The following is a 13,271-nucleotide window of genomic DNA, read 5'->3' as shown; positions in this document are numbered from 1 at the left end:
TTTATTATGGCTGTTTTAGTTTGTGGAGGAGCTGGTTATATTGGCTCTCATGTGGTGCGTGAACTTTTAAAACAGAATATAGATACTGTTGTAATAGATTCACTTGAGTATGGTCATAAAGAGGCTATTAAAGATTGTAAGAACTTTTATCAGGGAAACATTGGAGATAGCACTTTACTTGACGAGATATTTGCTAAACATAATATTGATTCTGTTATGCATTTATGTGCTTATATAGAAGTAGGGGAAAGTGTACAAAATCCTGCTAAATATTATCATAACAATGTATCTAACTCTATAAATCTTCTTAATGCTATGCTTAGAGCTAAAGTAAAGAACTTTATATTTTCTTCTACTGCTGCTGTTTATGGAGAACCTGAAGCTATTCCTCTAAAAGAAGATTGCAGAAAAGAGCCAACTAATCCATACGGCGACAGTAAGCTTGCATTAGAAAAAATACTTTCTTGGTATACAAAGGCTTATGATTTTAATTATGTGGCTTTGAGATATTTTAATGCTTCTGGTGCTCATCCTGACGGAGACATTGGAGAAGACCATAACCCAGAATCACATTTAATACCTTTAATACTTCAAGTTCCTCTTGGAAAAAGAGAAAACATAAAAATATTTGGCGATGATTATCCTACACCAGATGGTACTTGTTTGAGAGATTATATACATGTATGTGATTTGGCTTTGGCACATATTGCTGCTATGAATTATCTTAAAAATGGTGGTAAGAGTGTTGCTTGTAATTTGGGTAATGGTAACGGATTTAGTGTAAAAGATGTTATAGATGTGGCAAGAAAAGTAACAGGTCATGCTATACCTGCAGAGGTTTGTCCGAGAAGGGGAGGCGACTCATCTGAACTTATTGCAAGTAGTGATAGGGCTAAGGAGGTATTAGGTTGGACTCCTACTATAGACTCATTAGAGAAAATAGTTGAAACTGCTTGGAATTGGCATAAAAATCACCCTAATGGTTATAAGAAATAATGTTTATTAGCTCAAAAAATGCTATAGTTGAAGCTCTATCTAAAGACTTGGTTGATGTTATTTATATAAAATTTCCTATATCTAAGAAAGAAAAAGAAATAATTAAGCTTGCTGAGAGAAAAAAAGTTTTAATTAAAAATGTTGAAAAAAAAGAGATGGAGAGTATTGTAGGGAAGGTTTATTCTATTGTTGCGAGTGTGAAAGAAAATGCTGAAATAGGTATTGATGTTTTTTTGGATAGGGCTTTAGAGAAAACTAATACGCCGCTCATATTTATACTTGATTCTATAACTGATGTTCATAATTTGGGTGCTATTATAAGGAATGCATATTTTTTTGGTTTGGGAGGCATTATTATACCTAAAGACAATGCTGCTCCTATAAATGAAAAGGTTTATGAGATATCGGCTGGTGCTGCCTATCATTTGCCTATATCAATAGAGACCAATCTTAATAGGGCTATTGAAATAATGAAAGACAAAGGTTTTTGGGTATATCATGCGAGCGAAAAGGGCGGTACATCATTAGAAAATTTTAAATTTGATACACCTACAGCTATTATACTTGGAAATGAGCATAGCGGTGTGAGGGAGAGCTTGAAGAAAAATTCTGACGGCAGCATTATGATAAAAGCCTGCAGCGATTTTGATTCACTTAATGTATCAGCAGCATCCGCTATAATATCTTACGCTTATTCTGTGTATAAGAAATAATGTAATTTTTTTAAAGTAACTTAATAAATATTTATAGTGTTTTAATTTTATTGATTATGAATATATATTAAATAATGATATATGTTTGTAACTATATTCCATGAAAATGCAGTCCTTTTGCTTCTTTGGGTCACCAAAAGAAGTGGGGGTGTGGGGGCAAAGCCACCACAAATCACAAACTAAAAAAAATTGTCATATAAGTTTTTTATTTTATTCAACTTTTTCCCGCAGCAAAAAGTTGCAAAAAGTGCGTTTTTTACTTCATCTTTAGTAAAGCATAACGAGTGATAAAAAAATTTTAATACACAAAAAAGTTGATAATATATTTACAAAGATGAATAATTTTTATTTATCCATAAAGTGCTTATATCCTAAATCTTTTGACTTTTGAAGATACTCATTGCTTAATTTTTGGCATTCTTCTTTTGAATAACCGCTGTTATTGTTGTCAAGTTTAGCATATTCATCGTATACAAGATGTAAATAGTAGTAGGTTTCCCCTATATCTTCTTTTATTCTACTATCATTTATAGCATTTTTCAAATATTTTTCAGAATTATTTAAATTATCAATTATTTTATTTTCTTTATATTCTAAATATAAAAATATAAACAATATTTAGTTCTTAATTTATAACACTATAGTTATTTATTTTTTATTGATTATTCAACCGCACGCAGAGTGAATTTTACGGCATAAATTTGTTTGCTATTATAATTTTATTATATTTGAAATTTTATTTACCGTGCGTTAATGAGATTTTTGGAGATAATGGGGCTCGAACCCACGACCCTCACAATGCCATTGTGATGCTCTCCCAAGCTGAGCTATATCCCCATATTGTTAAGAATCATAAATTATTTTTGGCCAAAAGTCAATAAAAATAATGATTTTGTTTTGTTGTTTTTTATTCAACTTTTGTGTTTCCAAAAGTGAATTTTTTATGCAGTTCTTTTGGTTCTTTTATACCAAAAAGTGCAAATTTATATATATTAAAACTTGTTAATTTACAATGAAAAATTTTAAGAGTTTTTTATGACTATTTTAAATGTTTATGAAATAGAAAGATGCAGTTTTATCTACGATTAAAAAAATAGAATTTTGTTATGATACAAAATAAATTTATAAATTTTTAATAATTAGGAGCTTTAGAAGTAATTTTTACATCATGTACATGGCTCTCAGCAAGACCCTGATTTGTAATTTTAAGAAATACAGCCTTTTTCTGTAATTCTTCTATAGTTTTAGCACCAATATATCCCATTCCAGCACGTATACCGCCAGTAATCTGATAAACCACATCGGCAACATGACCTTTATATTCAGTAACACCCTCTATACCTTCAGGCACAAACTTAGACTTATTTACGACCTCACTTTGAAAATATCTGTCTTTACTTCCATGAAGCATAGCTCCCACAGAACCCATTCCCCTGTAAGGTTTGTATTTTTTACCGTCTATGATAATAACATCACCTGGAGCCTCATAAGTAGAAGAGAAAAGCCCTCCCGCCATAACAGCATCAGCCCCTATAGCAAAAGCTTTTACTATATCACCAGAATATTTTATACCTCCGTCAGCAATAGCACCAACATTGTTTTGTTTAGCTACCTCAGAAGCATCTTCTATAGCGGTAAGTTGCGGCACTCCAACCCCCGCAATAATTCTTGTAGTACATATAGAACCAGCACCAATACCAATTTTTATAGCATCAACTCCCGCATCAATCAAAGCTTTAGCACCGTCTTTGGTTGCAATATTTCCAGCTATAACTTCCACTTGAGAATATTTCTTTTTAATATCTGCTATGGCATTTAATACATTTTTAGAATGACCATGTGCAGTATCTATTACTATTATGTCAACTCCAGCTTCTATTAATTTTTCTGTTCTTTCATATCTATCTTCTGATATTCCTATAGCAGCAGCAGCAATTAAAGAACCTTTTTCATTAATACTTGCCTTTTGTTTGTCTTGTATATCATTAAAACTTTTTACAATTTCTACTTCTTTAGCCTGCTGTTCTAAAGGCATGTTTTTATGTATAACCCCCAATCCTCCGCATAAAGCCATTGCTATTGCCATTTGAGATTCTGTTACTGTGTCCATAGGTGAGCTTATTAATGGAGTTTTTAATGTAATTTTTTTAGTTAATTTTCTCTCTAAAGATACATCTTTTGGCAGTATATCAGATTCTTGCGGTATTAATAATACATCATCGAAAGTTAGAGCTTCTTTTAAGTTAGCTGGCATAATAGAAATCCTTAAATAAAAAATCAATAAATAATTATATAATAAAAATGTTTTTATTGCAATTGTTTTAAGCATATTTTATTGGAAAATAGATATTAATATAATTTAAAATAGAAACTCACTATAAAACAAATAGTGTATTGATATAGTTTTTTATAATCTATACAAAAACGTTTCAAATAGTAATAAATTTTAAAAGTGCTTATAGAGTTATATTAGACTTGTTTCAAAAGTACTTGACAAAATTAGTTGTGTAATTTTCAACATAATTTTAGTTATAAAATTGTGTTTTACATGTTGTATCATTAATTATTTTAGTATATAAAAATGCAGTTCTTCGCGAAGCGTATCCGTAGGATATAAGGTTCTTTTATACCAATACTGAGTAGGTCCTATCGGCAAAAGAACTGGGGTTTTACCCTACGGGTACGCTTCGCAGGGGGCAAAGCCCCAACTATAAATTTAAAATACTAAAAAAATAAACAGTATAACTATTTATTAATTTAGTTTTGAAACAAGTCTATTATATATTTTTATGAGCGTAAAATAATTAATATGAAATTATGTAAAAAAATAAGACTAGAATATTAACTATTCCAGTCTTATTTTACTTAATTATTGTTCTACTAAAATATTTTTTTCAGTATTTTTATCAAATATATGAAGTTTAGCTAAATCGAAATGCATAAATGCATGCTGATCTCTAGAATAATCATCGCTAGTATTGATTCTTATAGTAACATGAGAATCTCCGAAGTTCATATATAAATAACTTTCAGAACCAATCATCTCAATTACATCGATTATAGCTTCTATAGAATTATTATCAGAATTATTTTTATCTAAAATAATGTTTTCAGGTCTAATACCTAATATAACTTCTTTATCATTATAAGAATCATCAATTTTATCAAGTTTAGGGTCATTTAATTCTATTTCATATCTATCAAAATTAGCATACCATTTAGAATTTTTCTTAGAGAGCTTAGCATTGATAAAATTCATCTGAGGAGCCCCAATAAATCCTGCTACAAATAAATTTTTAGGATGATTATAAAGCGTTTTAGCATCATCTACTTGCATAATATCGCCATCTTTCATAACAACAATTTTAGTACCCATAGTCATAGCTTCAACTTGGTCGTGAGTAACATATACAAATGTTGTCTGCAATTGTTTATGAAGTTTAATTAACTCAGTACGCATCTGAACTCTTAATTTAGCATCAAGGTTAGAAAGCGGTTCATCTAATAAGAAAACAGACGGATTTCTTACCATAGCTCTTCCCAAAGCCACCCTTTGACGCTGACCTCCTGATAATGCTTTAGGTTTTCTATCAAGCAAATGAGCTATATCAAGTATTTGTGCAGCCCATTCAACTCTTTTTTTGATTTCATCTTTTGGAGTTTTTCTAAGTTCCAAACCAAAAGCCATATTTTTAAATACAGACATATGCGGATATAAAGCATAGTTCTGAAACACCATAGCAATATCTCTATCTTTTGGAGCTACATCATTTATGAGTCTATCTCCAATATATAGCTTACCATCTGTGATTTCTTCAAGACCAGCTATCATACGTAGAGTTGTAGATTTACCGCAGCCTGAAGGACCTACAAGAATTACAAACTCTTTGTCGGCTATATCCAAACTAAAGTCTTTAACAACCTCAACTTTGTTGTCATATACTTTTCTTACATGCTCAAATTTTATGCTAGACATAATATTATAACCCCTTGCTTTTTTATTTTTTACTAAATTATTTACTATTAAATATAAAAAACTTATATCCTAAAGTTTAATAATTTTTTAGCCAATTGTCAAGCTTTTTAACAAATATAATTTTAGTTTTTTATGTATATCTTTCACATTTATAACCGATAACATACAAATTAAAAGATATATACTTATTAAAGCAGCAAAAACACAATAATTATTAAAAAAATACACATAATAATTGAATTAAAAGATACTGTTTATAATAATTTTTTATACTAATAAATTACTGACTATATTTTTACTACTCTAAAATCTAAATTTTTTATTGATTTGTTCTTTAATTCTAAATTTTTATTAAATTTGATGCCTTATTTTGTGATTTTAGTATAGCAATATATTGAGAATAAACATCAAATATATAGTCTTCATTTTCTTTTATAACAATTTCTTCTATGTTTAAAATATTTATTGAAACTTTCATGCTTTTTAATTACAAATTGTCTATAGAGGTTTTATAATTAGAAAACTAAGTATTTCTAATAACTAAATTAGCAATCACATGATTTTTTAATATAATATCTTTTACTCTATCTTTATTTTCTACATAAAAGTATGATACAGCATCATATTGGTATAAAAACACTAATTTAATTTTATATAGGTTCAGTTTTATATCTATATTTAAGTTAAAAAATAAAGGGCTTATAATATCATTACAAGCCCTATTAAAAAAATATTTTAATTATTTTTGAGCAATTTTTTTAAACTCATCTGCCAAAAATTGTACATCTGTTCCAACTATTACTTGTACAGAAGTTTTACCAGGTCTCAATACACCAGGGAAATGTTTTCTAATTTCAGCATCATTAACTATAGAATTATCTTTAACTTCTAATCTTAATCTTGTAGCACAGTTATCAATATCAACTATATTATCAAGTCCTCCAAGTAAAGGAAGAAGTAAAGCAGCTTTATCGGCATAAGAAGCATTTTTTCCTGTAGATACAGTAACTTCTATTTCTTCTACATCATCATCTTCTCTTCCAGGAGTTTTAAGATTAAATTTCTGAATAGCAAAATTGAAAATAACAAAATAAAGTATAAAGAATACTATACCTTGTACAATTAACATATACCATTGAGTAGCTAAAGGGTTTCTTGTAGAAAGAACTAAATCTATAAAACCTGCAGAGAAACCAAAACCAGCAATCCATTTCATACTAGAAGCAATAATTAAAGATATAGCGGTTAATAAAGCGTGTATAAGATATAATACAGGAGCAACGAACATAAATGAGAATTCTATAGGCTCAGTAACACCAGTAAAGAAGCTAGCAAAACCAGCAGCCAACATTATAGAACGAATTTTATTTCTATTTTCAGGTTTAGCATTTTTAATGAAGGCAAAACAAGCACCTAAAAGACCAAACATCATAATAGGGAAGAAACCAGCCTGATACATACCAGTAACTCCTACCGTAGCTGTTCCAGCATCAATAGAAGCCTGACCGCCTAAGAAATTAGGTATATCATTAATACCAGCAACATCAAACCAAAATACTGAGTTAAGGGCATGGTGTAAACCAACAGGAATTAAAAGTCTATTAAAGAAACCATAAATACCAGCACCTATAGGACCAAGACTAATGATAGCTTCACCAAAAGTTACTAAACCGCCATAAATAGCAGGCCATACAGCCATTAAAATGAATGATACTATCATCATAACACCGGAAGTAATTATTGGTACAAATCTTCTTCCGCTAAAGAATGCTAAGAATTCCGGTAATTTTACTTCAGCAAACTTGTTGTATAATTCGCCAGCTATAATACCGCAAAGTATACCTATAAACTGATTGTTAATTTTAGCAAATCCAGCAGCTACGTCAGCAGCATCTTTACTTTGAATCATAGCAACTGTAGCAGGAGCTAATAGAGTTGTTACAACCAAAAATGCTACGAGTCCTGCCAAAGCAGCAGCCCCATTTCTATCTTTAGACATACCAAAAGCAACTCCAACTGCAAACAGTATAGGCATATTATCTATAATAGAACCGCCTGCCTTAATAAAGAAAGCTGCCACTGGGCTTCCGCCTCCCCAGCCATTAGGGTCTATCCAGTAACCAATACCCAAAAGGATAGCAGCTGCCGGCAATACAGCTACAGGCACCATCAAGGATTTACCTATTTTTTGTAGATAACCAAACATTATATCCTCCAATTATATAAAATGTTTTTTATACTATAATCGTATATATACAAGTATATACGATTAATATTTATAATCAATATAAAAACATATTATATTTCTAATGTTAGACCATCATATGCAGCGTACATGTTTTTTGGAAGTTCTTTATCTAAATTTTTATGTAAAACATCATGAGTTAAATGAGTAAAAAATGTTTTTTTAGCTTTAATGGTATCTGCTATATTAACTGATTCTTGTAATGACAAATGTGTGCTATGCGGGCGATATCTTAATCCGTTTAACACTAAAATTTCACTGCCTTCTATGAGTTTTAAGCTTTCATCACTTATAGAGCTTGCATCGGTGATATATGTGAAGTTATTAAATCTATAGCCTAATATATTTAATATACCATGTTTTACAGGAATTGGGGTTACAGTTATATCATCAAATATCATAGATTTTTCTATAATATGAAACTCTAAATCTGGAATTCCGCCTCCTATCTGAATGGGGTTAAATATATAATCATATTTATCTTCTAATACGTCCATAGTATCTTTATTGCCGTAACAATCTATATGTTTATGCATAATAAAATTTAATGAACGCAAATCCACTATTCCTGAAGAATGGTCTGCATGATGATGAGTATAAAACACTGCTTCTAAGCTATCAACTTTTTCTCTAAGCATTTGTTCTCTAAAATCTAAAGAAGTGTCTATTATATAATTTTTATTTTTATGCTGTATTAAAACAGATGCTCTTGTTCTTTTATCTCTTTTGTCTTTGCTTTTACAAACATTACATTTGCAGCCTATCATAGGCACACCATCTGATGTACCAGTACCTAAAAAAATTATTTTCATAATGTTTTGCAACTCCTAAAAAGAATTATATATTTTTTACTGCTAATATCAATATAATTATTTTATCTCTAAACAAGAAATTAATTCTATATGATAAGTGTCTGGAAACATATCTATTATATTTAAATCTATTAATTTATAATATTCTTTTAATAAATTAATATCCCTTGCAAATGTCATAGGGTTACAAGAAATATATATAATCTTTTTTGGTTTTATTCTAATAATGTTTTCTATTACTTTTTTATCTAATCCATCACGAGGAGGATCAACAAATAAAACATCTACATTATAATTTATTTTTTTTAATGTTTCTTTTGCATCTTCTTTTATAATGTCTTTTGCAATATTTACAGAATCAGAACTTATTTCTGAAGATATTAATTTGTAATCAACATTCAAACTTTTTAATTTTTCTTTAATAGCAGCAGTAAAAAATCCGCTTCCTGCATAAAGCTCAACTATGTTTGTATCATATTCGTTGAAGTATTTAACAGCACTCTTTTGAAACTCATCTAACAAATAATGATTAGATTGAAAAAAGCTTTTATGTGATATTGGCACTTCGCCAAAATATGTATTGTAACTTGTTTTGTCTATGCCGTATTTTTTTATTTTCTTTTTTTGTTTTATGGTTATTCCGTCAAAATAGCTTATATCTATATTTTTATTTTGTTTTATAATCTCAGCAAATGACAGTATTTTGCCATTACTGCTTTCTATAGCATAAATGTTTCCTGTGATATTATTGCGAAGAGAGAAGCTTTTTATTTTATCAAACAATTTCTCTTTTAATATTACACATTCATCTATATTTATAAACTCATTAGTGTTAAATTTATAAAAACCAATACTGCCATTTTGAGCTATCATGTTTACTCTGAGTCTATAATGTTCATTAGGTGATTTTATTATATTTATATTATTATTATTATATTCGATGTTTCTTATAGAGTTTAATACAATACTTTTTTTTATTTCTAATTGCTTATTGTATTCAATATGATTAAATACGCATCCTCCGCAAATACTAGCATATTTACATTTTGCTTTTATTCTATATTTTGAAGGCTCTATAATATTATTTATATTAGCATAGCAAAAGTTTTTATTTTCTTTTTTTACCGATATATCAACTAAATCGCCTTCAACAGAATGTGCTACAAATATAATTTTTCCTTCTTTAGCAATTCCATATCCACCATAAGCTGTGTCTATTATTTTTACTCTCATAATGTTTTTATTATACATTAAAATTCTAATATATTATAAATAAATATTATTAATATGAAAAAAATACAAAATATTTTACTTTTTTTAATAACTTCTGTTTTAATAATTAGTATTTTTCATAAATAATCTCCCACTTTTATTTGGCTTTATTTTTAATAAAGCTGAATAAAAGTGAATCCTTTTACTCTATATACTCTTTTAATTTTTCAAATAAATAATAAGAAAAAATATTATGTCCTTCGCTATTTAAATGAACACCGTCAAAATATAAATCATAATATTTATGCTCTTTCAATATTTTATTTATAAACATATCATAAACATCAATGCATTTTATATTGTTTTCTTTTGCATAAGAATTAATAAAATTAACATATTCTACTAATATGCTTTCCATCTCTTCTAAATTATTAACCTTAAAAAATGTAAAATCCTCTTTTATAAAAGGTATAGGTGTGAATGTTATTATATCTATATTGTTTTCTTTAGATTTATTTATTATGTCAACAAAGCTTTTTTTTATATTTTCTAAAGGCTTAAAAAGAAATATATCATTTACTCCGCCCATAAGTATTAGAGTATTAGGTTTTTCATTAATAACATCATTATCAAAACGAAAATACATTGAAGAAATAGTATCTCCGTTTATGCCTTTGTTTATAAACTGTATGTTAGAGTTTTCAAATTTACTGTTTAATATAGAAGTCCAAACTTGCTTTCTATTAACCATATAGCCATATGTTGTGCTGTCGCCGAGGCAAACTATTTTCATGATAATATCCATAAATATTTATATTATAATTTATACTGAAAAAATTATAATTTGTCAAATTTTTAGTTTATTGTTTAGATATCATCGTTTAATATGGTCATATGTATATGGTCTTCCCATTTATTATTGATTTTTAAATATTTTTTTGCGAGCCCTTCATATTCAAATCCAAGCCTTCTTACCAAATCTAATGACGGCTTATTATGCGGCATAATATTAGCTTCTATTCTGTGAAGTTTTAATTCTTTAAATACTATATCTATTGCATATTTTAATGCTTCTGTCATATAGCCTTTTTTGGTCTCATCTTTATCTAATTTATATCCAACAGTGCATGACAAAAAAGAGCCTTTTACTATATTAGCAAAACTAATCATTCCTATTATTGTTTTTCTGTCTTCTATTTTAAATAAATAAAATTTCAGCATCTTGAAATTTTTTGTATCATCTATTTCTTTTTTTATAATATTTTTATGCGTATTAAGTTTATAAAATATATCGGGTCTGTAAGGGTCGAAGTCTCTAAAAAAATCTTTATTTCTATGATAAAAATCTAAAATAGAGTTAGCCATTTCAAGATTAGGCTGCACTAAAAGTAATCTGCTTGTATTATAAGTTTTTTTTATCATTTTATTATCTTTAAATTATTTATCTTAAAACCTTCAAGTTTTAGTAAATATTCCTTTTTTTCTATTCCGCCTGCATATCCTGTTAATTTCAAATCTTTAGAAACTACTCTATGACATGGTATTATAATTGGTATTTTATTTTTGCCCTCAGCACTTCCAACGGCTCTAAAAATACTTCCGGAACTTTTAGATATTTTTTTTGCTATATTGGAATATGTATCTATTTCTCCGAAAGGAATTTTATATGTTTCTATCCACACTTTATATTGAAAATCGCTTCCGCATACTGCAATTGGTATATCAAATATTTTTCTTTTTAATTCAAAGTATTCGTCTAATTGTTTTTTGGTTTCTCTTATAATGTTTGGCTCTTCATCATGACATTTTTTATAATTGTTTTGAAAAGAAATAGAAGTTATATAATCTTTATAATGAGTTAAATATAAATTTCCAATAGGGCTTTTATACAAAAACACTCTATCATCATCAATCTGACTATTTTCAAGTCTTATAATATTCACAAATGAACCTTTTTAAGATTAATGTTTTTTACATTGGAATATAATTCATATACTTTATCAGGATTCATTGCGGCAGATGCATATTCTAAAACATTCACACTAACTAAATATTCCGCATTAATAGAGTTTACATATTCAGCAGTGTCTCTTGCAGTATAATAAACAGCATAATCCAAAGCAACACCCGCAAAATCTAATATCAATACTTCTTTGTTCTCTCTTGCAGCATCTATGAAATCTTTATGCATATAAGAAAATCCAGATACTCCCTCATCATCAGCATCAACACCCTTTTGAACATAAATATAATCTTTCTTCTTTTTTAATTCATCAACAATAGCAGAGCCGAAAGTTCTAGCAACACAATGACGAGGCCAAAGTGTTAAAATTTCTTCATCGCCAGTTTCTTGGTCCATTACCCTAATTTTAGAGAAAGGTTCTTTGTTGTGAGTTGAAGCAAAAGATATATGATTTGATGGATGCCAATCTTGGGTAGCTATTATAGCATCATATTCTCCATTTTTTATAAGGTCATTAATTACAGGTATGATGCTGATAGCTCCATTAATAGCCATAGGACCGCCTTCCATATAATCATTTTGCATATCTACTATTGTTAGTATCTTAACCTTACTCATAATGGAAACCTAAAAAATTATTTTTAAGATATTTTTTGTAAGCCTATACTTTCTTGTATAGGTTTTAAAGCATCTATAGTCTCTTTTATTAATTCATCTAATGATATATTAAGTCTCTCAGCACCATTATTGATTATATTTCTATCAACTTTGGCAGCAAAAGCTTTATCTTTCAATTTTTTCTTAACTGATTTTACTTCCATATCATCTAAACTCTTTGAAGGTCTTACCAAAGCACAAGCCAAAATAAAACCTGCAAGCTCATCTACAGCATATAAAGTTTTTTCCATATTAGTGATAGGCTCTATATCTGTACATATTCCAAAGCCATGACTCTGTATAGCTCTAATAAAACTCTCAGGCAAGCCTTCTCCTTCTAATATATCTTTTACTTTTATGCAATGTTCATTAGGAAACATCTCGTAATCCATATCATGTAAAAAGCCAACCATTGCCCATTCTTCAGCATCTTCATTATATTTACCAGCAAAATATCTCATTACTGCCTCAACTGATAGGGCATGTTTAAATAGAGATGGTTCTTTGTTGTATTTTTTAAATAATTCTATAGCTTTTTCTCTTTCTATGCTTGCCATTGACAACTCCAAATATGAAAACAATTATATAATATATTATTCTATTTTTCAATATAAAATTTTTATATAATTGTTTAGGAGCCATACATATTGCACGTTTTTTAGTTTAAAAAAAGCAGGTATTCCTTATAATTTAATTA

At 28.5% G+C, this 13,271-nt stretch carries 14 protein-coding genes and 1 tRNA gene; 2 read left to right on the top strand and 13 right to left on the bottom strand.

Annotated elements, in window-relative coordinates:
• Positions 1–6: 6 nt before the first annotated feature.
• Both galE and rlmB read left to right on the top strand, forming a co-directional pair.
• Positions 7–996 carry a UDP-glucose 4-epimerase GalE gene (gene galE / locus Q0H31_RS07210; RefSeq protein ID WP_295296798.1) on the top strand — a complete coding sequence of 330 codons (990 nt, stop codon included), beginning with the start codon at positions 7–9 and terminating at the stop codon, positions 994–996.
• Positions 996–1,709 (top strand): 23S rRNA (guanosine(2251)-2'-O)-methyltransferase RlmB, encoded by a 714-nt coding sequence (gene rlmB / locus Q0H31_RS07205; protein ID WP_295296796.1) that lies wholly within the window; start codon positions 996–998, stop codon positions 1,707–1,709. The genes galE and rlmB overlap by 1 nt, the downstream gene beginning before the upstream one ends.
• Before the next feature lie 345 nt (positions 1,710–2,054).
• Here rlmB and Q0H31_RS07200 read toward each other — a convergent pair whose 3' ends face one another.
• From Q0H31_RS07200 to Q0H31_RS07140, 13 genes are all read right to left on the bottom strand, one after another.
• Positions 2,055–2,324: a hypothetical protein gene (locus tag Q0H31_RS07200; protein WP_295296794.1), complete on the bottom strand. Its 270-nt coding sequence runs from the start codon at positions 2,322–2,324 to the stop codon at positions 2,055–2,057.
• Positions 2,325–2,472: 148 nt separating this feature from the next.
• Positions 2,473–2,546, bottom strand: a tRNA-Ala gene (locus Q0H31_RS07195).
• 295 nt (positions 2,547–2,841) lie between these two features.
• Positions 2,842–3,963 carry an IMP dehydrogenase gene (locus Q0H31_RS07190; RefSeq protein ID WP_295296791.1) on the bottom strand — a complete coding sequence of 374 codons (1,122 nt, stop codon included), beginning with the start codon at positions 3,961–3,963 and terminating at the stop codon, positions 2,842–2,844.
• Between the two features lie 615 nt (positions 3,964–4,578).
• Complete coding sequence (locus tag Q0H31_RS07185) at positions 4,579–5,685, bottom strand: ABC transporter ATP-binding protein (RefSeq protein ID WP_295296789.1); 1,107 nt, start codon at positions 5,683–5,685, stop codon at positions 4,579–4,581.
• Between the two features lie 340 nt (positions 5,686–6,025).
• On the bottom strand, positions 6,026–6,163 hold the full coding sequence (locus Q0H31_RS07180) for a hypothetical protein (protein WP_295296787.1): 138 nt from the start codon (positions 6,161–6,163) through the stop codon (positions 6,026–6,028).
• Between the two features lie 261 nt (positions 6,164–6,424).
• Entirely contained in the window at positions 6,425–7,891 is a 1,467-nt protein-coding gene (nagE, locus tag Q0H31_RS07175; protein ID WP_295296785.1) for an N-acetylglucosamine-specific PTS transporter subunit IIBC, read from the bottom strand.
• Between the two features lie 92 nt (positions 7,892–7,983).
• On the bottom strand, positions 7,984–8,742 hold the full coding sequence (locus tag Q0H31_RS07170; protein ID WP_295296783.1) for an MBL fold metallo-hydrolase: 759 nt from the start codon (positions 8,740–8,742) through the stop codon (positions 7,984–7,986).
• A 57-nt stretch (positions 8,743–8,799) separates the two neighbouring features.
• The gene (locus tag Q0H31_RS07165; protein WP_295296831.1) at positions 8,800–9,975 is read right to left on the bottom strand and encodes a class I SAM-dependent RNA methyltransferase; all 1,176 of its coding nucleotides are present in this window, start codon (positions 9,973–9,975) and stop codon (positions 8,800–8,802) included.
• A gap of 181 nt (positions 9,976–10,156) precedes the next feature.
• On the bottom strand, positions 10,157–10,747 hold the full coding sequence (locus Q0H31_RS07160; RefSeq protein WP_295296781.1) for a GDSL-type esterase/lipase family protein: 591 nt from the start codon (positions 10,745–10,747) through the stop codon (positions 10,157–10,159).
• A gap of 74 nt (positions 10,748–10,821) precedes the next feature.
• Positions 10,822–11,376: a GNAT family N-acetyltransferase gene (locus Q0H31_RS07155; protein ID WP_295296779.1), complete on the bottom strand. Its 555-nt coding sequence runs from the start codon at positions 11,374–11,376 to the stop codon at positions 10,822–10,824.
• A complete protein-coding gene (locus Q0H31_RS07150) occupies positions 11,373–11,897 on the bottom strand; it encodes a methylated-DNA--[protein]-cysteine S-methyltransferase (RefSeq protein WP_295296777.1) in 525 nt (174 codons plus the stop codon). The genes Q0H31_RS07155 and Q0H31_RS07150 overlap by 4 nt, the downstream gene beginning before the upstream one ends.
• A complete protein-coding gene (locus tag Q0H31_RS07145) occupies positions 11,894–12,535 on the bottom strand; it encodes an isochorismatase family protein (protein ID WP_295296775.1) in 642 nt (213 codons plus the stop codon). The genes Q0H31_RS07150 and Q0H31_RS07145 overlap by 4 nt, the downstream gene beginning before the upstream one ends.
• A gap of 23 nt (positions 12,536–12,558) precedes the next feature.
• Positions 12,559–13,131, bottom strand: coding sequence for an HD domain-containing protein (locus Q0H31_RS07140; RefSeq protein WP_295296774.1), 573 nt, complete (start codon positions 13,129–13,131; stop codon positions 12,559–12,561).
• Positions 13,132–13,271 lie beyond the last annotated feature (140 nt).

Source organism: uncultured Brachyspira sp. (assembly GCF_934747485.1).
Lineage (GTDB): Bacteria > Spirochaetota > Brachyspiria > Brachyspirales > Brachyspiraceae > Brachyspira.
The sequence above is the reverse complement of the archived record's forward strand: the minus strand, read 5'-3'. Positions and strand labels throughout refer to the sequence as shown.

Bases quoted from the DNA above. Each gene is read 5' to 3' on its own strand.
- galE (WP_295296798.1), top strand. From the start codon at position 7: ATGGCTGTTTTAGTTTGTGGAGGAGCTGGTTATATTGGCTCTCATGTG.
- rlmB (WP_295296796.1), top strand. From the start codon at position 996: ATGTTTATTAGCTCAAAAAATGCTATAGTTGAAGCTCTATCTAAAGAC.
- Q0H31_RS07190 (WP_295296791.1), bottom strand. From the start codon at position 3,963: ATGCCAGCTAACTTAAAAGAAGCTCTAACTTTCGATGATGTATTATTA.
- Q0H31_RS07185 (WP_295296789.1), bottom strand. From the start codon at position 5,685: ATGTCTAGCATAAAATTTGAGCATGTAAGAAAAGTATATGACAACAAA.
- Q0H31_RS07180 (WP_295296787.1), bottom strand. From the start codon at position 6,163: ATGAAAGTTTCAATAAATATTTTAAACATAGAAGAAATTGTTATAAAA.
- nagE (WP_295296785.1), bottom strand. From the start codon at position 7,891: ATGTTTGGTTATCTACAAAAAATAGGTAAATCCTTGATGGTGCCTGTA.
- Q0H31_RS07170 (WP_295296783.1), bottom strand. From the start codon at position 8,742: ATGAAAATAATTTTTTTAGGTACTGGTACATCAGATGGTGTGCCTATG.
- Q0H31_RS07165 (WP_295296831.1), bottom strand. From the start codon at position 9,975: ATGAGAGTAAAAATAATAGACACAGCTTATGGTGGATATGGAATTGCT.
- Q0H31_RS07160 (WP_295296781.1), bottom strand. From the start codon at position 10,747: ATGAAAATAGTTTGCCTCGGCGACAGCACAACATATGGCTATATGGTT.
- Q0H31_RS07155 (WP_295296779.1), bottom strand. From the start codon at position 11,376: ATGATAAAAAAAACTTATAATACAAGCAGATTACTTTTAGTGCAGCCT.
- Q0H31_RS07145 (WP_295296775.1), bottom strand. From the start codon at position 12,535: ATGAGTAAGGTTAAGATACTAACAATAGTAGATATGCAAAATGATTAT.
- Q0H31_RS07140 (WP_295296774.1), bottom strand. From the start codon at position 13,131: ATGGCAAGCATAGAAAGAGAAAAAGCTATAGAATTATTTAAAAAATAC.